This window comes from Polynucleobacter sp. AP-RePozz3-80-G7 (assembly GCF_018882145.1).
Taxonomy (GTDB): domain Bacteria; phylum Pseudomonadota; class Gammaproteobacteria; order Burkholderiales; family Burkholderiaceae; genus Polynucleobacter.
On sequence record NZ_JACVPC010000003.1, the window covers coordinates 271,029 to 292,148 of the forward strand.

Here is a 21,120-nt window from a genome sequence, read left to right on the forward strand (position 1 = left end):
CAAACATGAACGCACCCACAAATCCAAAAGAACTCGAATTACAAACCGTAGAGTTCAAGCTAGACGGCAAGACGATAGTTTCGTATGAAGGCGAAACGATTCTCAAGGCTGCCAAACGACACGGTATTGATATTCCACATCTATGCTTTAAAGATGGTTACCGTCCTGACGGTAACTGCCGTGCATGCGTAGTGGAAATTAATGGCGAGCGTACATTAGCGCCAAGCTGCTGTAGAAGTGCTACTCCAGGAATGGAAGTGAAGGCTAATAGCGAGCGTGCTGTTAAGAGCCAGAAGCTGGTTCTTGAGATGTTGCTCTCCGATATGCCTGATGAAGGCTTTAAGTGGGTTGGCGATAGCAAAGAAGAAGAGCAACAGAACCAGCATGGTGAGCTGAGTACTTGGGCTGCCCGCATGGATGTGACTGTTCGTCCGGAACTCAAAGCATTACGTCGCGAAAAAGTTAGTAGTGATATTTCCCATCCAGCGATGGCTGTGAATTTGGATGCATGCATTCAATGTAATCGCTGTGTACGTGCTTGTCGTGAAGAGCAAGTTAATGATGTGATCGGTTACGCCATGCGTGGCGGTCATAGTGAGATCGTATTCGATTTAAATGATCCAATGGGTGACAGTACTTGCGTTGCCTGTGGCGAATGTGTACAGGCTTGCCCAACTGGTGCATTGATGCCTAAAGGTTTGATTGGTTCACAGACAGTGGATCGCAAAGTCGATTCTGTTTGCCCGTTCTGTGGCGTCGGTTGTCAAATCACTTATAACGTTAAGGATGAAAAGATCGTCAGCGTTGAAGGTCGTGATGGCCCGGCTAATCACAATCGTCTCTGCGTTAAGGGTCGTTTTGGTATGGACTACATCCATAACCCACAACGCCTTACTAAACCATTAATTCGTAAAGCGGGTGTTGCTAAAGATGAGTCTATGCTTGAAGGCAAGCAAGACTGGTCTAACATCTTCCGTGAAGCGACTTGGGAAGAGGCCTTAGAAGTTGCCGGCGGCGGTCTGAAGAAACTCAAAGATCAATATGGCAATAAAGTATTGGCAGGCTTTGGCTCTGCAAAAGGCAGCAACGAAGAGGCCTATTTATTCCAAAAACTGGTGCGTACTGGTTTTGGCAGCAATAACGTAGATCATTGCACACGCCTTTGTCATGCTTCATCGGTAGCAGCCCTTCTTGAGGGTGTTGGTTCTGGTGCAGTAAGTAACCAAGTGAATGATGTTGAGCACTCGAGTATGATTTTCTTGATTGGATCCAATCCAACCGCTAATCATCCTGTTGCTGCTACCTGGTTCAAGAACGCCGCGAAACGTGGTGCAAAAATTGTTCTGTGTGATCCTCGTAAGACCGAGATTAGTAAGCATGCTTGGCGCACAATGCAGTTCAAGCCGGATACCGATGTGGCCATGCTCAATGCCATGATCTTCACAATTATTGAGGAAGGTTTGGTCGACAAAGAATTTATTAAAGACCGCTCTAATAACTTCGAGGCTCTGAAAGAAAACATCAAAGGTTATAGTCCTGAAGCGATGGCGCCAATCTGCGGTATTCCGGCAGAAACATTGCGTGAAGTCGCCAGAGAGTTTGCTACGACCAAGTCCGCAATGATTTTATGGGGCATGGGCGTAAGTCAACACGTGCACGGCACAGACAATGCACGCTGCTTAATCGCTTTAGTGAGTATCACAGGTCAAATTGGTAAGCCAGGGTCTGGTTTGCATCCATTGCGTGGTCAGAACAACGTGCAAGGTGCTAGTGATGCTGGCTTGATTCCAATGATGTTCCCGAACTATCAACGCGTCGATAATCCAGAAGCGCATGCATGGTTTGAGAAATTCTGGGATACGCCATTAGATAAAAAACCTGGATATACCGTGGTAGAGATCATGCATAAGATCACTGCCCCCGATTCCGATCCGGACAAGATTCGGGGCATGTTTGTCGAAGGTGAAAACCCGGCGATGAGTGATCCGGATTTAAATCATGCGCGTCATGCATTAGCGGCTCTTGAGCACTTAGTTGTACAAGATATCTTCATGACTGAGACAGCATTGCTTGCTGACGTAGTCTTGCCTGCAAGTGCTTGGCCTGAAAAGGTTGGTACGGCTAGCAATACTGACCGCATGGTTCAGATGGGCAAGAAAGCCATTAACCCTCCTGGTGATGCGAAACCGGATTTGTGGATTATTCAAGAGATCGCCAAACGCATGGGCTTGAACTGGAACTACCAAGGCCCTGATGCTGGTGTTGCTGAGGTTTATGACGAGATGCGTCAAGCAATGCATGGTGCCATCAACGGCATTACTTGGGAGCGCCTAGAAAAAGAATCTAGCGTTACCTATCCATGCTTATCTACTGAAGATCCGGGTCGCCCAATTGTCTTTAATGACAAGTTTGACACCAAAGATGGACGAGTGAAGTTAGTGCCGGCCGATATCATTCCTGCGAATGAACGTCCTGATACTGAATATCCATTTGTCTTGATCACTGGTCGTCAGTTAGAGCATTGGCACACTGGCAGTATGACGCGTCGTGCCACAGTGCTGGATGCGATTGAGCCAATGGCAACCGTATCAATGAATGGTGAAGATATGACCCAGCTAGGTGTTTCTGCTGGCGATGTGATTACCGTTCAGTCTCGTCGTGGTGAAGTCGGTATCCACGTGAGAAGAGATGATGGCACACCGAGAGGCGTAATCTTTATTCCGTTTGCCTACTATGAGGCTGCTGCTAACTTGATTACCAATTCAGCACTAGATCCATTTGGCAAGATTCCAGAGTTTAAGTATTGCGCTGTGAAGCTTGCTAAGGGCGGTGAAGCATCCAAGATCATGGGCTATGGCACGAATGCCCCAGGTGGATCTAAGGTAATGTCTAACGTTTAATTAGGATTTGGCAATTCACAAAATGGCTCCCAGATGGGAGCTTTTTTGTTGAAAGACCTTGTTTTCAGCAGTACTGCTTTTGTAGTAAAAAGGCTTTACGGGGGAAATCATGAGCAGATCAGTCAAAATTAATGATGATTTATATGAGGCGGCAAAGGTTGAGGCTAGAAAAGAACACCGAACTATTGCGGCTCAAATTGAATTTTGGGTAAAGTTAGGGCGGGGAGCGATTGATAATCCCGACTTACCTACATCCTTCATTGCTGACTCATTGGAATCACTTTCAGAGCCATGGCCAGCAAAGCAGCCTCAATATAAGTTAGAAGAATTGCTGGCTAATTGGAATCCAGGGGAAAAGCGCTCTAAAGAGGATGAGGCATGGCTGGAGATTAAGCCCATAGGTAAAGAGTTTTGGTAGCGTCTTAGGCATATGTGCACCTTGTTTTGCTTGATATCTTCGCAGTTTTTTTGGTTGCTTTGGACTCATTTAAAGTCATGTGAGAACAAGATTCCTAATGCGCTTTAGAATGAAGTATGGCCAGTTCAAAACCTTCCTCAAACACCAGCGATAAAGCAGAACTTCCCGTCCTCATTATTGGGGCCGGATTAGCCGGATTGACTGTTGCCCTCCATATGGCTGAATCTCAGCCGGTGATTTTGATGGCTAAACGGGGCTTAGGTGAAGCTGCTACAGCTTGGGCCCAGGGCGGCATTGTTGGCGTTGTCGACAAAGAGCATGACAGTATTGATTCACATGTGGCCGATACTTTGGACGCGGGTGCAGGACTTGTAGTGGAATCCACTGCACGCTATATCGCCGAAGAAAGCGCTGATGCAATTCGTTGGTTGGTAGATCAAGGCGTTCCATTCACAGAAGATAAATCCGGTCCAATGGGTTTGCACTTAACGCGTGAAGGCGGGCATAGTCATCGCCGTATTGCTCATGCCGCGGATGCTACTGGTAAAGCCATTCATGAAGTGCTGTTGGATAAAGCCAAAGAGCATAAAAATATTCAGATCTTGGAGCATTGGATTGCACTCGATCTCGTTACCAATCGTCAACTCGATGCTAAAACCCAGCGTACTAAGCCGAATCGTTGTTATGGTGTGTATGCACTAGATATTAAAAATAATCGTGTAGAAACGATTGAGGCCAAGTCAGTGGTATTGGCTACAGGTGGCGTTGGTAAGGTCTATCGCTACACCAGCAATCCCGATACCGCTACCGGCGATGGCATTGCTATGGCTTGGCGTGCAGGTTGCCGTGTGGGTAATATGGAATTTATTCAATTTCACCCAACATGCTTGTATCACCCGAGCGACCGTACCTTCCTGATTACAGAAGCGATGCGAGGAGAGGGCGGTTTGCTGAAGTTGCCTGATGGCACGCGTTTTATGCCCGAGCATGATTACCGCAATGAATTAGCTCCACGTGACATTGTTGCTAGAGCCATCGACTTTGAAATGAAAAAGCACGGCTTGGACTATGTTCATCTAGATGCCACACATCTGGGCGAAGCATTCATTAAAGAGCATTTCCCGATGATCTATGCGCGTTGCATGAGTCTTGGTTTAGATATCACAAAAGAGCCTATTCCGGTGGTGCCTGCTGCGCATTACACCTGTGGTGGCGTTGTGACAGACCTTAAAGGCCGCACGGATTTGCCTGGCCTCTACGCAGTTGGCGAAGCAACCTATACCGGTCTTCATGGCGCCAATCGTTTGGCAAGCAACTCATTATTAGAGTGCGTAGTCATTGGTAAGGCAGCAGCAGAAGACATATCCAATCTCAAGACCCCAGTGATGCCTGCTCTTCCTTTATGGGATGAGAGCCAGGTTGAAGATGCCGATGAACAAGTTGTTATTGCCCATAACTGGGATGAGTTACGCTCTTTGATGTGGAATTACGTAGGTATTGTGAGAACCAATCGCCGCCTTGAGCGAGCCCTACATCGCATTAAGTTGCTGCGTTATGAGGTGCAAGAGTATTACGCTAACTTTAAGGTCACACGTGATCTCATTGAGCTCAGAAACTTATTGGAATGTGCAGAGTTGATCGTACGTTCAGCGCTCATGCGTAGGGAAAGCCGTGGTCTCCATTACAGCCGTGACTACCCCGGCACTTGGGCTGTCTCTTACCCAACCATCCTGACTCCTCAAGCAGAGGGTGCTGAGACGGATTCCGCCTCCTAGGCCTTCAAAGCTATAAAACTTCGTTTTTTGGTGATAAGCTAGCCCAATATCACGAGGAATGACATGGCCAGCTTTAAAGAGGAAGTCAGCGAACATATCTCTGCGGTTTATCAAACGGCAGCAGATGAAATCAAGAATTGGTTCAGCGCTTTGCGAGAGATCTGGCCACTTGTTTTCTTATTAATTCTTGCTCTATTGATTCTAGTTTGGTTTGCAAAGCCTGCACCACCCAATAAAGTATTAATGGCAACTGGTACCGGCGGCTCCTACAAAGTATTGGGTGAAAAATATAGGAGCTATTTTGAGAAAAAAGGTATTGAACTTGAATTAGTAGAGACCCACGGCTCTAAAGAAAATCTTCAACATCTCATTGATCGAAAAGATCCAATCCAGGCAGCCTTCGTGCAGGGTGGAATGATTGGAGTCGACAATCTAGCTGGTGTTGAATCTCTCGGTAGCATTGACTATGAGCCGGTGTGGATGTTTTACCGAAAGAATGCTTTTAATGAAAGCATTCATATATCCGATAGAGATATAGCTAAGCTAAAAATCAATATTGGCCCAGTGGGGAGCGGAACACGTATACAGGCGCTTGGTATATTTAAACTCAATGACTTAAATGGCGATGCCCCTAATTTGCTCAGCCTAGGAAATCCTGAAGGTGTTGATGCCTTAGAGCGTGGCGAAATTGATGCAGTGATTTTGGTAGATGGTTTTGATTCACCAAACGTGCAAAGACTCATTAAAAATCCAGGCATTAAGTTAGCTTCATTTACGCGTGCAGACGCCTATACCCGTTTATTGCCATATTTCGAGGAGGTATCAGTGCCTATGGGCGGCTTTGATCTCGGGAAAAATATCCCGGATCATCCAATTGAGCTGATTTCGACTACGACCAATCTCTTAATTGATAACCGCCTGCACCCAGCAATTCAGGTCCTATTTCTAGAGGCTGCGCGAGAAATCAACGGTAACAAATCCTATTTTGCTAAAACCGGGGAATTCCCTGCTTACATGAACACTGAGGCCCCTTTAAGTGAGGAGGCTAAATTTTTCTATGAAAAGGGTACTCCTACCTTAATGAAGTATTTGCCATTCTGGCTTGCGGAGTTCTTAGAGCGCATGTTCTTCCTCTTGCTCCCGTTTGCTGCGTTTGCTTATCCCGTTATTAAATCAATTCCTACTTACAGAACCAATCTTGCTAAGAAGCAAATTAACTCAATCTATAAAGAGCTCGATAAATTCGAGAAAACTACGATTGAAAGCTTTGACCCAGATCGTCGTGGTGAATATATTGAGGTACTTAATGAGATGGAGCGCAGAATACTCCGATCAAAAGCAGCAAAGCTAGCAACTGCTGAATGCTATAGCCTGCGAAACAATATTGAATTTATTCGTAATGCGCTCGAGAGGCAGTTGATTTATAAGGGCAGGTAAGGCTAGAAAAGGTTAGGCCCAAAGGGTGTTTTAACCCAATATTCTCATTGAGAAATCAACTGCATACACATCCTTGGTGAGCTTGCCAAGAGAGATGCGGTCAACGCCAGTAGATGCAATAGCACGCATTTGATCTAAATTGATGCCGCCAGAAGCTTCCAGCAAAGCCCGACCAGCAGTGATTGCAACGGCTTGCTTCATTTGATCGGTATTGAAGTTATCAATCAAAATACTTTTCGCACCCGCAGCTAAAGCTTCTTCAAGTTCAGCAAAGTTTTCTACTTCAATCTGAATATCTACTCCTGCATTTAATGCCTGAGCATTTTTCAAGGCTGCGGTTACGCTACCTGCAGCAGCAATATGGTTTTCTTTGATGAGGATGCCATGCCATAGAGCTAGACGTTGATTCTTGCCGCCACCCACTAGCACCGCATACTTCTGAGCCTGGCGTAATCCAGGAATAGTCTTGCGTGTATCCAATACAGCGCAACCTTTAGGGTTTGGGCTAGCCCCTGCAATGGCATCAACGTGCTGACGCGTAATGCTGGCCGTCCAAGAAAGGGTTTGCAAGAAATTAATACATGTACGTTCAGCAGAGAGTAGGGCTTGTGAGTCAGCCTCTATATCGCAGACCTTGGTATCCGGCTTCATGAGGTCGCCCTCTAGGTAATGCCAAGTAACCTTCGCATTGGGATCGAGCTTCTTTAGTGTTCCTTCAAACCAATCTACGCCACAAAGAACAGCTTCTTGACGAACAATGAGTTGCGCCTTGACTGGTTTGCTAGAAACGAGTTTGGCAGTCCAATCGCCAGTGCCGATATCTTCCATTAGTGCGTCAGCAATATTACGTTGACGCGCTTGCTCTAAGGTTTCGTTGTATTCAAACATGATTAAGCGGCACCAATATTTTTTACAAAGCCATGTTGCGCTTTTGCTAATAGGTCAGGATGATTCTTAGTGAAGTCGAGCATGCGCTCAATGCAGCCTAATGCCTCAAGACGAATAGGTTCTTCAATGAAGATTTCACCAGAAGCGTTTTCTAGGCAATTCAAAATCCCTTGTAAGCCATTCATGGCCATCCAAGGGCAGTGAGCGCAGCTCTTGCACGTTGCACTATTGCCAGCAGTAGGCGCCTCAATCAGTTTCTTATTGGGGGCTAGCTGATGCATGCGATGCAAGATGCCATTATCGGTAGCAACAATGTACTCAGCTGCAGCGCCTTCAACCACAGCCTTAATCATGGCAGAAGTAGAGCCAACAACGTCTGCAAGGTCAACGACTGCTTGCGGTGATTCAGGGTGAACCAAGATCATGGCGTTGGGGTGGGCTGCTTTGAGCATCTCTAATTCAACCGCTTTAAATTCATCATGAACGATACAAGCACCATTCCACAGCAACATATCAGCGCCAGTTTGCTCTTGAATGTAGCGACCTAAATGACGGTCAGGTGCCCATAAAATCTTTTTGCCTTCAACTTTCAGTTGATGCACGATGGCTAATGCACAAGAACTCGTTACCATCCAATCGGCTTGGGCTTTGACTGCTGCCGAAGTATTTGCATAGACCACAACAACACGATCGGGATGCGCAGCTCTAAATGCAGCAAAGTCAGCAGCATCGCAACCCAAGTCTAGAGAGCAGGTTGCATCAAGGTCAGGCATGAACACCCGTTTTTCAGGGCTAAGTATTTTTGCAGATTCACCCATAAAGCGCACGCCAGCAACAATGAGGTTCTTGGCAGAGTGGTTTTTACCAAAGCGCGCCATTTCTAAAGAGTCGGCAACATACCCACCAGTTTCCAAGGCTAAATCTTGAATGTCACCGTCCACATAGTAGTGGGCGACTAATGCAGCATCTTTCTCAATCAACAATTGCTTGATGCGGGAAATAACAGTGGCTTTTTCAGAACCATGAAGTTGGGGTGGCGTTCTTGCCCAAGCTTGGGCAGTGCAGGTGGCTCCGGCAGCATTCTGCTGGGGGTAGTCAAGTGAAACGCGTGAATTTGGGGCTGGAATTGGCATGTCAAATATTAAACTGCTAGTGGTTTTTTGTCTTAAAAGACTGGATTGCCGTATTCAATAAATTTGTGTAACATATTGAATAATATAGGTTTTTTAATATTTTAAATGAAGTTTATAAATATAATTCATTTCATATTAGTGACATTTATACCTCGAAATTGTATAATCACCCGAGAGCTAATACGGTGTTTTTATCATAAAAATCAATCAGTTAGAAAATAATTAATAGTAGGCTTTAGGAAGCTTCATGCACACTGTGAGCAAAGTACGTAAGTTAGGTGTTTTTTGGTTTTTAATAGCGGCTGTATTGCTGTTGGATGGTTGCTCCATCCTCCCTAAGCCTATCACTCAAGATGAGCAGCAAAAGCTCCTTTATCAAGACCGAATTAAAGCTCAGAAAGAGGTTGAGCCAGTAGGCAAGTCTCTGACCTTGCATGAGGCAGTTGCTCGAGGCATCAAGTACAACCTTGATTACCGCTCAAAAATGATGGAGCAGGCTATCGCGATGGGCGTATCAGATCTATCGAATTACGACATGCTGCCTAAGGTTGTAGCAAATGCAGGTTACAACTATCGCAATAACTACTTCATCACTACTGCTACCGGCGCTTATTCGGGCAATCCTTCTTTAAATGAGCCTTTTGTTTCATCGGCTAAGACTTATGACACAACCGGTTTGATGTTGAGTTGGAATTTATTGGACTTCGGTGTCAGTTATTTTAATGCGCGTCAAAATGCAGACCGAATCATTGTCGCCTCAGAAAAACGTCGTAGAACGATGCACGTGTTGGTTCAGGATATTCAGGTTGCTTATTTAAGGGCTGCTTCTGCACAGAAATTGAAATCTGATCTACAAAAGACGGTTAAAGAAGCTAATGAAGCTTTAGAAAATTCCAAGAAGACGGACACCCAAGGTTTAAAGGCTCCTATTGATGCATTGAAATATCAAAAATCTTTATTGGATAACGTCAAGATTTTAGAAACGATTGATCAAGAGCTTACATCTGCCAAGATTGAGTTGAATCAATTGATCAACTTGCCCGCAAGTGCAAGCTATACCCTGGAAGATCCGGACAAGATTGCAGCCCCAAACTCCTATGCTCATGCGGATGTTCAGGAGTTCGAAGTAAGGGCGCTTGCGCACAATGCCGATTTGAAGGAAGGTATTTATAACGCTCGTATTGCCGTTGAAGAAACGCATAAATCAATATTGAAGTTGCTACCAGGCATCAGCTTTAACTATGGTCCTCAAGCGACGAATAATAGTTTTTATATCAATAAAAATTGGGTGGAGGGTGCGGCGCAGATCAGCTTTAATCTCTGGAATATCCTCACGGCACCTGCCACCATAAAGCTTGCTGATGCAAACCAAGATTTAGCTCAGCAAAAGCGCATGATGGTGCAGATGGCAGTAATCGGCCAGGTTTACTTATCTAAACAGCAATTAGAAAATGCATTGCAGTTGTATCAACGCTCCGCTGAAATTGATAAAGTCGATTCGAAGATTGCAAAAATTACCGCAGATAAAGAAAAAGAGGGCGCAGCAAGTCAGGCCGAAAAAGTTGCGGCAAATTCATCTGCGATCGTTAGTAAACTCAGAAAATATCAAGCGCTGTCACAATTATTCGCAGCCAGCGGAAAGATGCAGGCTACTTCCGGTATGGAGCCAGATATTGGCAGCGTCAATGACATCTCTTTGGGTGATCTCACCAAGATTGTTAAGAAATCCTTCGAGGAGTGGAACTCAGGCAAGTTACCACCAGTTGAGCTGCAGCCCATACCAGTATCTGAGACCTCAAAATCAAGCGATGCGGTTGTCGTGAATTCAAGTTCTACTACCCGTTAATTAGTATTCATGCGTAAGCCATCGTCTGCTGCTGTACTTGGAGCTTTTGTGCTTTTGGTATTGGTGCTGATTGAATGGCGGCCATGGCATAGCTTGACCGAAGACAAGGCTGTTGAAGTAGAAAGCTCTCTTTCAAAAAATGAGGCGGTCATTGATGACAATGCCGGGCTAGGTGAGCAGTCTATTAGGGCGCAATTAAGTCCAGTGACTTACACCACGGTCGCTTCAGAACTTGCTGCAAAAGTAGACAAATTTGATTTCAGGGAGGGTGAGTCATTCACGACTGGACAGACTCTTGTCACGTTTGACTGCAAAACCCAACAGGCCCAGTTTCAGAAGAGCAAAGCCTCCATGATGATTGCTGAAAGAAATTACGTTACCAATAAAAAGTTATTGGACCTGGGATCTGTAGGGCGTATTGAGTATGAAAATTCTCAGTCTGAGTATCAAAAGGCAAAAGCTGAGGCTGATGAATTAGGTGCTGTAGTAGCTAAATGCAAAATTCTTGCACCATTCGATGGTCGCGTAGCGGAGCAAAAAGTCCGTGCCCAGCAGTTTGTGCAAGCAGGCCAACCACTGCTAGATATTTTAGACAATAGCGCATTAGAGCTTGAATTTATAGTCCCTTCAAAGTGGTCAACTTGGTTGATAAATGGCTATGACTTCCAAGTGAAGGTTGATGAGACTGGCAAATCCTACCCAGCAAAAATTATTCGTGTCGGCGCACGTATCGACCCCGTAAGCCAGACATTTAAGGTTGCAGCAATCGTGAATGGTGAGTTTCCAGAACTCACCCCAGGCATGAGTGGCACAGTAGAAATTAAGGCACCGAGTCAAACTCCAGAAACGCAAGCAACCCATTAAGGGGTGAAAAGATGAAACTGAGTCAAAAAATGAAACAGGCCTGGGCAAAAAGTAATAAACCCAACATGATTGCGCTTGAGCAAAGAATGCTCTTTGATGGTGTTGTGGCAACCCCAGTGGCAGCGACTAAGCCGACTCCAACAGCGCAGCCGGAGGCCAATGTTTTATTGAATTTGACTAAAGGGGTAATGACCCCAGCGTTGTCCTCGGAGGTAAATCAAGTCGTTTTTGTCGATACACGCTCGGGTGCGCTGCCAGTTTTTGATCAAGCACCATCTTCCTCGGTGGATGTTGTTTGGGTGAATGCGGACGCGGATGGCCTTCAGCAAGTCACGAATTATCTCGCCTCCCATACCAACATTAGCGTGCTTGCATTAGCTGGTGAAGTTGATGCAAATGGACAAACATGGCTTGGCTCATCCTTGTTGGACTCAAATACTTTGGCGCAGCATAGCGATCAATTGGCACAATGGCATTCTGGCCTGGCTGCTAATGCAAAGATCGATTTAGTTCAGGCAGATTCCACCGTTGATTTAACTGACGCTAGCAATACCCTTCAGGGCATTACCGGCGTTGATGCCTCTACAACTGATTTGTCGGTAGACCAGAATCCAACCTGGCATCTTGGTATTGCAAACCCTGGTTTACAGGCGGGGTCAATAACCGAACTCATTTTTGTAGACTCTCAAGCATGCAATAACATCCAATTTGCAGACTTGTCTAAACCGGGCGTTGAGGTGATTATGCTCAACCCGACCGAAGATGGTTTGAGTCAAATTGCAACCATCACACAGGGATATGCAGATCTAACTGCAATCCATATTGTGGCTTCGGCTACCAGTAGTGGTCTTGGCTTGGGTTCCGCTAAGTATTCCAGTCTTGATCTGTCTGCGCGCTCTGCGGATATTTTGCAAATAAGTCAGATGGTTAGCTCCAATGGTGTGGTGGATTTTTATGCTACCGATACCAATGCTTTCCAAGCAGATCTTCATTTTGTAGACAAAGTTGCTACTTATTCAGCTAGCGGCGTACTGGAAGCACAAAGACTAGTAGCGGCCGATCCGAGTTTGGATGCTGGTAAGACTGAAGTTATTTTTATTGATTCAAATCTAGATAACTGGCAGCAATTGGCTTCATCAGTCAAGCCTGGTCTTGAAGTGGTTTTGGTAAATGGGTGGGGAGATGGCCTACAAGAGGTGGCGGATTACCTTGGTGGTCGCACCAATATAGATGCGATTCATATTGTTAGTCACGGCAGTCAGGGGGAGTTATTTTTTGGCTCTCTAGATGCCACCTCTGGCAATATTCAAAACTACTCTAATGATCTTGCTTCTATTGGCGCCACCTTGTCTTCAGGTGGAGATATTTTGCTTTATGGCTGTTTTATAGGTGAGGGTTTAGCTGGACAAGCGTTCCTAGATCAAATTGCCAGCGCTAGTGGTGCAAATGTTGCCGCATCTACAGATATTACTGGGCCTGTCAGCTTAAGTGGTGATTGGATTCTTGAGGCTTCATCAGGAACAATTCTTGCATCAACGGCCTTTAATTCCGCATTAGTCCAATCGTATCAATATGAACTCGGTGGCTCTTACACTGTGACAACTGGTACCAACGTAGATACGGCTGGGGCAATCACTGGTTTGGTGGGCGCTGGAAAGACTATTCAATTTGATCCAATCAATATCAGCGCCGCAACTGCTACAGCTCAATTGATTATTAAAGCGTATGACGTTGACTACGGTTTGCTTCAGAGCAATGGAACCCCATACGCTGTGGGTAATGCCAACTCAGAATGGGATGGCGTTTACATTCAAAAGAGTGGTTCAGCAACATGGCAGTTTGTTGGTTATCTCACGGGTACGAATAATACATGGAGTACTTCTACTTTAGATGTGACTACTTATGTTAAAGCGCAAGGCTCTGGTTCTTATATTGTTCGAGTCATTCCTGATGATAACGGCACACAAACCCAATCCAATAATGGCGGTAGATGGGTGGTTGGCGTATCTTCAATGCAAATGTTGGTGGACGGGGGTTCTGGTACAAACACTCTTACCTCCATAGCTGAAACAGGACAGGTCGTCACTTCTAACGTAACGGTGGCTTCTACTGGGACTTATACTGTTGAATACAACTTAATTAATGCTAGCGGCCAAGATATAGCTGCACTAACTAAAACTGTGCCGATTACTGCAAGCACATCTACGGCAGTTGGTGGTAGCTTGGTGTTGAATACTAATTTCTACGGCTCGGGATCGACTTGGTCCAATGTGCCCAGCGGCTCCTATACATTGCAAGTTACTTTGCTTGATGCCAATGGCACAGTTCAGGCTAGCAGTTCACTTCCTTACACGGTCATTGCTGCAGCAAGCGTCCCTGTTTCAGGTGTAACAGCGTTAGTGACCGGGTTGGATGCTGGTTCTTGGACCACAACTACAGCATCTGATTTAATGCACACGGCAACATCCAATACAACACCAATGATTGTTGGGGCCCTTTCGAACATTGCATCAGCCTTAGCAACTTCATATGTTGACGTCTATGCTGACGGAGTCTATGTTGGCACAACCGGCGTTGCCCCAAATTCAAAAACATGGACTATGCAATTTGGAGCATCTTCCAATGCAGTAGGGCAGACGACCGCAGCACTTTCTATTGGTAACCACGTATTTTCTGCAGTGTATTCCACTACTGCATCAGCTTCGGTTTCAGCAACTTATACGGCAGGTGGCTCAGCAGCAACACTCGACTCTTCAATGAGTATCGTAGGTACAACTGTACCGTTTAAGGCTTATGTATCGCTAAACTCTTATTTAGAAGTTGTCGGAACTGGAAACAGTACTAGTCCTCAATACTACGATGCATTAACTGTTGCATCCCTTCCTTCAACGCTTATACAAAGTTATAACAAGCAGGGTGTTTTAACTATTTCAGTTAAGAGTGGACAAACGGCCTCGGTTGCTGACTTTAAAACAGCGTTGGATTCTGTGACATTCTCTTCAACTGTCGCAGATCCAACAAATGCTGGAGCCCTCCCTTCAAGATCCATTTCCTGGCAATTAGCTTTTGGTAGTTCGAGTACTACTTATAGCGCTATCAAAACAACTTCTTTGAATGTTCTTGCTTCATCTACAGCGCTAAAACTCAACACGCTTTCATATAGCAGTGGGGTTGTAGTTACACCTTCTACGCCTTCAGTAACTGACTACACAAATAGCGGATCTATCTCCATAGCCGGAGCTAGCGGCGAGAGCATGAGTATCGTGACTAGTCGATCTTCAATTTCCAGCGCTACGGTTTCGCTTACGAGTGGATATAACGCAGGCGAGGATACACTTAGCTTCGTGAATAACAGCTCTTCTGTATTTGGTAACATTACTGGCAGCTACTCTGCGGGGGTGTTGACTCTTGGATCAGCTGGATCTACGGCATCTAAAGCACAATGGATCGCTGCTCTGGAGGCAATTACCTACACAAACTCAAATACTAGCAATACTCGAGCGCAGGTTAACAGAACAATCAGTTATGTCATTAGCGATGGCATTGCTACATCATCACCTGTTACCTCAACAATTGTGGTATCAAATACAGCAGTTAGCACGAATCAGGCACAAATTTTAAATGCAGGCAATTATATCCCTGCAGTCTCAGGCACTACCTATGTAATTAACCCTAATCTGATTGTTACCGCCCCCTCTGGAGCAACCTTTTCGAAGGTAGTGATAACCGATGCCTCCGGGAGTGCTAGTAACACCCTTGCGTTTGCTAATACCGCTTTAGTTACTGGTTCAGGGGGTATATCGGGTACCGCATTGACCCTTACCTCCGCTACCGCTCTATCAGCGGCGCAATGGCAGACTGCCTTGAGAACGGTAACATTTTATAGGAGTAGCTCTACAACACGTGACCGTTTGGTTACGTTTCAATTTTTTAGTTCAAATACTCCAGTTTCAAATCTGGCTGCAACATCGATGCAGTTTTCTAGCTCTTCTGGCTCGGGAGCCGCAACTACCAAAACTACCACTACTTACACAGCAGCCAATGCTCCTGCCGACTCTCTTAATGTTGGTGGTTCGGGTTACGTTTCGCAATCAACAAACTATTCTGCCTCAGCACCAACTTATTCATTGTTGATAGATGCACCCAGTCAAATTACACCATCCATCGTCGCAATTGATGGTACCAACGCTTTAACCACAACTGCAGACCGTTCACCTACGCTTTCAGGTACTGCAGCTCCAGGAGTTTCGTTACAGATTTCATTGGCTGGCTCAACATTAGGATATGTAACGACCAACTTAGATGGTACATGGTCCTATTCTTTGCTGGGCGTCCAATCCTTACCAGATGGTGCTTATACATTCACTGCAAAAGATACGGTTAATTTAATAACGACAACCTATGCATTAACGGTTGCATCTCCACTTCCAACCATTTCGGTTTTAAATATTCATATTTCAGTGGACGGCGGATCTTCTACTGCTGACTTCGTAACATCAACGGCTGCCCAGACTATTAGCGCAAAACTTAGCGCTTCCTTGCCGACTGGATCCTTCCTTCAGGCATCCTTAGATAGTGGTGTCACTTGGACAGATGTTACATCTGGTGTCACAGGTGGCGTTAATGTCAGTTTTAGTGGCACCTTGCTGGCTGGTTATGTAGACAGCAACTTTGATAAGCGTACCATTCAGCTCAGGGTAGGTAATGCCTCGGGATATGGGCCGGTTGCATCTCAGGATTACCTTTTAATTAATAGCATGAGCACCCCAGTGTCTATAACCAACACTGCTTATTACTCTTCTAGTCAGCCAACGGTAATCGGTACAGCTGATCCGAATAGTATTGTCACTGTGAGTTATGTCCTTGCATCTGGTGGCACTCCAGCAACAGCTACAGTGCAACCTGATCTTAATGGTAACTGGACCTTTACAGTGCCTACTTCTCTTACTAATGGGGTCTACAATTTCACTGCAACTGAGCAGGATCCAGTATCGGGTGCCTCAGGCACGGTTTTAAATAACACCCGCTCAATTACGGTCGATACCACCCTGGGCTACATTACGGGTTCTATCCATCTTTCGTCTGATACCGGAAGTAGTGCGACCGATAACATTACAGATGTCGCATCTCAAACTATTTCGGCTACGCTTAGCAAGGTATTGGGCATAAATCAAAAGCTATACGGCTCTTTGGATGGAGGGTCGACTTGGAGTGATATTTCAGCAAAGGTATCTGGTACAGTAGTTTCGTGGACTGGTGCTACGCTTGCTGTCGGGGCTAATGCCATCGAACTTCAGATTCAGGATACCTCTACCAATGCTAAGGGTGCCTTAGCATCCCTTGCCTATGTATTGGATACCACTGCGCCAGTATTTGCGCATGGTTTTTTAAACCCTACTAACAATACAATTACCTTAAGCTTTACAGAAGCGGGGTCTGGATTTGACAAAACCATTATTCCGGCGGCCTCAACTTTTACGCTTGTTGACACTACCGGTGCAGCATTAACGGTTACTGGCGTTCAAATTACTGATGCAAATACGGTTGTCTTGGCTTTCACGGGCGCAACAATGACCGCGCTTGATTCTATAACTGTTACTTACACTCAGCCAACATCAGGATCCGCTTTAACTGATATTGCTGGAAATAAAGTTCTTACATTTGATCCTCCTGTTACAAATCCAATTACTGTTCTTGCTGTTGCAGATACGGTATCAGCTCTGGAGGCAGGCGGTATCAGTAATGCTGTTGTAGGTCTCGACCCAACCGGAAATGTTTTGGGCAATGACTCTGGTTCAAGCATTGCAGTAACTGGAGCTATGTCCGGCGGAACATATACCGCTGGCACAGCTGTTATCGCTGGCTCTACTAGTCAATCCTCCCCAACACCCATTACTGGTACTTATGGTAGTTTATTTATAGGAGCTGATGGCTCTTACATTTATCAAGTAAATAATGCTAATACAACGGTAAATGCTTTAAATGTAGGCGGCACGCTAACAGATACTTTCTCTTATCAAATCACTGATGCTAGTGGAAATACATCAAGCTCAACATTAATCGCTACTATTAACGGTGCAAATGATGCGCCCGTGGTAGTTGCGGGAACAGGGCCAACATATACAGAACGCTCATCAGCAGTTGCCTTAAGTGGCATTACTATATCCGACGTGGATAGTGCTAATTTAGCCGGGACTGTTGTTTCCATATCCGCAGGTCTTAATACGGGAGACTCATTAAGCTTTACCAATACTACGCATATAACTGGTAGCTACAATTCAAGTACAGGAGTTTTGACATTAACTGGCTCTGATACTGTTGCAAATTATCAGGCGGCACTTCGCTCAATTACATTCTCATCTGCGAGCCACGATCCTACCGTCAGTTCCGCAACTCGCACTATTTCTATCCAAGCAAATGATGGATCCGCATCCAACAATCTGTCATCAGTAGTTACTGAGACCATCACAATTCAACCTGTTAATGATGCTCCAACGTTATCTACAACAGCATTAGCACCTTCCTTTGGTGCTGGAAGTGCGGCGGTCTCAGTGTTTACTGGAACCAGTATTTCAACGATTGAAGCGGGTCAAACTATTAAAGCCTTGACATTTACCGTCTCTGGAATAGCAGCGGCAGATACCAGCAATGAAATTGTGGGGGTTGACGGCTCAAATATTAATATTGGTAGCTCATCCTCTGGCACAACAACAACTAATGGCTTGTCTTATCATGTTAGTTATTCTGGTGGTACAGCTACAGTTGCCTTGAGTGGTGGCTCGCTGAGTGCATCTGCAGCACAGGTATTGATTGACGGTATCACCTATCGCGACACTAAACCGTCACCTACAGCAGGCAATCGGGTGGTAACATTAACTCTAGTTCAAGATAGTGGGGGTACTACGAATGGTGGTATTGATACTACAACCCTAACCAATGCTTCAACTATTAGCGTTTCTTCTGCGGCGCCTCCTGCTGAAACTGTCAGTATTCTGTCCATGACTCACGATACAGGCGCATCCTCGACTGACTTTATTACAAATGATAGGGTTGATAGTAGAACGGTTTCCGGAACAATTAGCGCTAGTCTCCAAGCAAATGAAGTAGTTCAAGCTTCGTTTGATGGTGGTAGTACTTGGGTGAATGCTACCGTTAGTGGGAGTACTAACTGGACAGTTACTGATAGCGGTAGTCATAGTGGTAGTTGGACAATTAAAGCGCGGGTATTTAATTCTTCTACCTCTCTAGCGAGTACAGTTTCTACGCAAGCAGTTACCTATATTGGATCATTAATAGCACCCATGGTAGGTCTGACTACTGATAGCACCGATGGTGTTATTGGTGACAATACTGACTCTATTTCTAATAATGCAGCATTAACGATCAGCAGCGCAGGAGCTGGCGTGACTCGTGTATTTGCGGTTGACGGCGGTAGCTCTAGCAGCACTTATACAGCACCTTCTACCAATGGATCACATACAGTAGTAGTGACTGATACAGATCTTGCTGGAAACACCGCAAATACGAGTTACACATTCACATTGGATAAGCAAGCCCCAGTAATTAGCGCAGCAACCGTGAGTGGGTCAACTCTAGTATTAAGTTATATTGAAACTGGTGCAGGACTCTCATCAGTTACCCCTGACTTTGCCGACTTTAGCGTTACCGCAGGTTCTGGAGGTGCGCCTATTGGAATTAGCAACGTTTTAGTTGATACTGTGAATAATAAGATTATATTAACTTTGGATTCTGCGCTCGTATCAACGGACTCCAATATCAAAGTTAGCTACGTAGCTGGAGCTAATCCGACCCAGGATATTGCCGGCAATCAATCAGCAAATCTTACCAACCTTACTGTTACCAATCAATCACCGCAACAGGCTCCCACACTAAGCGTAACGACATCAACCCCGACGTTTATAGAGGGTGGATCTGCAGCATATCTATTTGGCAGCGCAAGCGTATCCACTATTGAAGCAGGTCAAACCTTGACTCGCTTGGATATGACGATTAATAACGTTAGCAATAGTTCGGCTGAGCAGCTGATTATTGATGGCTCAACAATTAATCTGGTAAGTGGTACAGGTACAACAACCAGTAATAGTTTGGCCTATACCGTAAGCGTTAGTGCTGGACTTGCTACTGTATCTCTTACTAAAGTTGGCGGCATTGATAGTACGACAATGGCTTCTGTTGTGAATGGAATTCAGTATCAAGATATAACGAATGACCCCACGGCTGGTAATCGAGTGGTTACCTTGACCCGTATTGATGATAGCGGTTCAAGCACTTCTCCTAACGCCAATTCATCGTCTTTGTCACTTGCATCGACAGTGACAGTTGTTCCTGTAAATAACGCCCCAACGCTGACAGCTACAGGTTTGAATTCTCCATTTGGGGCTCAAGGAGCAGCGGTTTCGGTATTCACTGGCACCAGTATTTCAACCGTTGAATTCGGACAAACAATTCAGTCCTTAACATTTACTGTCTCTGGGGTTAGTGATACCAGCAACGAAGTCGTTGGCGTTGATGGCTCTACTATTTCGATCGGAAGCTCTTCTAGTGGCACTACCACCACTCATGGATTAGCGTACTCGGTTACTTATTCAGGGGGTACTGCGACCGTTAGCTTAAGTGGCGGCGCCCTGAGTGCTACAGATGCACAAGCTCTAATTAATGGCATTACATACCGAGATACTTATTCATCACCAACAACAGGTAGTCGTGTATTTACCCTTACCCAAATTCAGGATAGCGGGGGAACAGCAAATAGTGGTGTTGATACAATCACATTAAGTACCGGTTCAACCATTAGCGTTTCATCTGCCACGCCTCCTGCCGAGACGCTTACCATCGCCTCAATGTCTAACGACTCTGGAACAGCTGGTGACTTTATTACTAATGATGGAACCTCAGGAAGAACAGTTAGCGGAACGCTAAGTGCTTCATTGGGTTCTAACGAAGTAGTTCAAGTCTCCTTTGATGGCGGTTCTACTTGGAACGTTGCCTCTACTACCAGCACCAACTGGACGATTACTGACAGTGGTGTCCATAATGCAGACTGGCTGATTGCTGCGCGGGTATACAACACATCAACTCATCTGGCCAGCTTAGTAGCTACCCAAGCCGTAACCTTTGATAATGTCGCTCCAGCTACTCCAACCGTAGCACTGACTAGTGATACAACTGATGGTGTAGCAGGGGATAATACCGATACCAAGACCAATAGTGCTGCTTTAACAGTGAGTTCACTTGCAAGTGGGGTGACGCGCAATTACACAGTTGATGGTAATTCGATTGGTTCAACCTATACTGCGCCTAACGCCGATGGCACTCACACTGTTGTTGTTACCGATACCGACGTTGCCGGTAATGCAGCTACTGCAAGCACTACCTTTACATTCGATAACACAGCCCCAGCGATTAGCACTGCTGCAGTCAACGGTAGTACTTTAGTTTTAAGTTATACCGAAGCTGGTGTGGGTTTCTCAACGGTGACACCGGCCAGTACAGATTTCTCAGTCTCAGTTGGTGGCGTCGTGAGCGCACCATCTTCAGTAGTAGTTGACGCTACCGCTCATACAGTGACCTTAACTCTGGCTAATGCCGTACTTAATACTGATACTGTATTAGTAAGCTACACCCCCGGTGTTAATAAGATCGAAGATATTGCCGGTAACTTAGCAATTGCTCTGACAGGGCGGGCCGTAACTAATAATACGCCAGCAGCTCCTGCCGAGACGCTTACCATCGCCTCAATGTCTAACGACTCTGGAACAGCTGGTGACTTTATTACTAATGATGGAACCTCAGGAAGAACAGTTAGCGGAACGCTAAGTGCTTCATTGGGTTCTAACGA

Annotated in this window: 9 protein-coding genes; 7 read left to right on the forward strand and 2 right to left on the reverse strand. The window is 45.5% G+C overall.

Annotation, left to right across the window (positions count from 1 at the left end; translation table 11 throughout):
• The first annotated feature begins 5 nt into the window (after window positions 1-5).
• The 4 genes from fdhF (at window position 6) to ICE90_RS08485 (ending at window position 6,530) form a co-directional block, all read left to right on the forward strand.
• On the forward strand, window positions 6-2,900 hold the full coding sequence (gene fdhF / locus ICE90_RS08470; protein WP_216191979.1) for a formate dehydrogenase subunit alpha: 2,895 nt from the start codon (window positions 6-8) through the stop codon (window positions 2,898-2,900).
• A 109-nt stretch (window positions 2,901-3,009) separates the two neighbouring features.
• Entirely contained in the window at window positions 3,010-3,318 is a 309-nt protein-coding gene (locus tag ICE90_RS08475) for a hypothetical protein (protein ID WP_216191980.1), read from the forward strand.
• Between the two features lie 116 nt (window positions 3,319-3,434).
• A complete protein-coding gene (nadB, locus tag ICE90_RS08480) occupies window positions 3,435-5,093 on the forward strand; it encodes an L-aspartate oxidase (protein ID WP_216191982.1) in 1,659 nt (552 codons plus the stop codon).
• Window positions 5,094-5,156: 63 nt separating this feature from the next.
• The gene (locus tag ICE90_RS08485) at window positions 5,157-6,530 is read left to right on the forward strand and encodes a TAXI family TRAP transporter solute-binding subunit (protein WP_216191984.1); all 1,374 of its coding nucleotides are present in this window, start codon (window positions 5,157-5,159) and stop codon (window positions 6,528-6,530) included.
• A 30-nt stretch (window positions 6,531-6,560) separates the two neighbouring features.
• On the opposite strand, the gene nadC is transcribed toward ICE90_RS08485, so the two are convergent.
• Window positions 6,561-7,418: a carboxylating nicotinate-nucleotide diphosphorylase gene (gene nadC, locus ICE90_RS08490; protein ID WP_216191986.1), complete on the reverse strand. Its 858-nt coding sequence runs from the start codon at window positions 7,416-7,418 to the stop codon at window positions 6,561-6,563.
• A 2-nt stretch (window positions 7,419-7,420) separates the two neighbouring features.
• Window positions 7,421-8,551, reverse strand: coding sequence for a quinolinate synthase NadA (gene nadA / locus ICE90_RS08495; RefSeq protein ID WP_216191988.1), 1,131 nt, complete (start codon window positions 8,549-8,551; stop codon window positions 7,421-7,423).
• Between the two features lie 256 nt (window positions 8,552-8,807).
• On the opposite strand from nadA, the gene ICE90_RS08500 reads away from it, so the two are divergent.
• The 3 genes from ICE90_RS08500 to ICE90_RS08510 all read left to right on the forward strand — a co-directional run.
• Window positions 8,808-10,397, forward strand: a complete 1,590-nt coding sequence (locus tag ICE90_RS08500) for a TolC family protein (protein ID WP_216191990.1) — start codon at window positions 8,808-8,810, stop codon at window positions 10,395-10,397.
• A gap of 9 nt (window positions 10,398-10,406) precedes the next feature.
• Complete coding sequence (locus tag ICE90_RS08505; RefSeq protein ID WP_216191991.1) at window positions 10,407-11,261, forward strand: efflux RND transporter periplasmic adaptor subunit; 855 nt, start codon at window positions 10,407-10,409, stop codon at window positions 11,259-11,261.
• An 11-nt stretch (window positions 11,262-11,272) separates the two neighbouring features.
• The coding region (locus tag ICE90_RS08510; RefSeq protein ID WP_216191992.1) for a DUF4347 domain-containing protein at window positions 11,273-21,120 on the forward strand (9,848 nt) is incomplete at its 3' end.

What these genes read in the sequence shown, in the direction of transcription:
- nadB (WP_216191982.1), top strand. Translation starts at nt 3,435, where the DNA reads ATGGCCAGTTCAAAACCTTCCTCAAACACCAGCGATAAAGCAGAACTT.
- nadC (WP_216191986.1), bottom strand. Translation starts at nt 7,418, where the DNA reads ATGTTTGAATACAACGAAACCTTAGAGCAAGCGCGTCAACGTAATATT.
- ICE90_RS08485 (WP_216191984.1), top strand. Translation starts at nt 5,157, where the DNA reads ATGGCCAGCTTTAAAGAGGAAGTCAGCGAACATATCTCTGCGGTTTAT.
- nadA (WP_216191988.1), bottom strand. Translation starts at nt 8,551, where the DNA reads ATGCCAATTCCAGCCCCAAATTCACGCGTTTCACTTGACTACCCCCAG.
- ICE90_RS08475 (WP_216191980.1), top strand. Translation starts at nt 3,010, where the DNA reads ATGAGCAGATCAGTCAAAATTAATGATGATTTATATGAGGCGGCAAAG.
- ICE90_RS08505 (WP_216191991.1), top strand. Translation starts at nt 10,407, where the DNA reads ATGCGTAAGCCATCGTCTGCTGCTGTACTTGGAGCTTTTGTGCTTTTG.
- fdhF (WP_216191979.1), top strand. Translation starts at nt 6, where the DNA reads ATGAACGCACCCACAAATCCAAAAGAACTCGAATTACAAACCGTAGAG.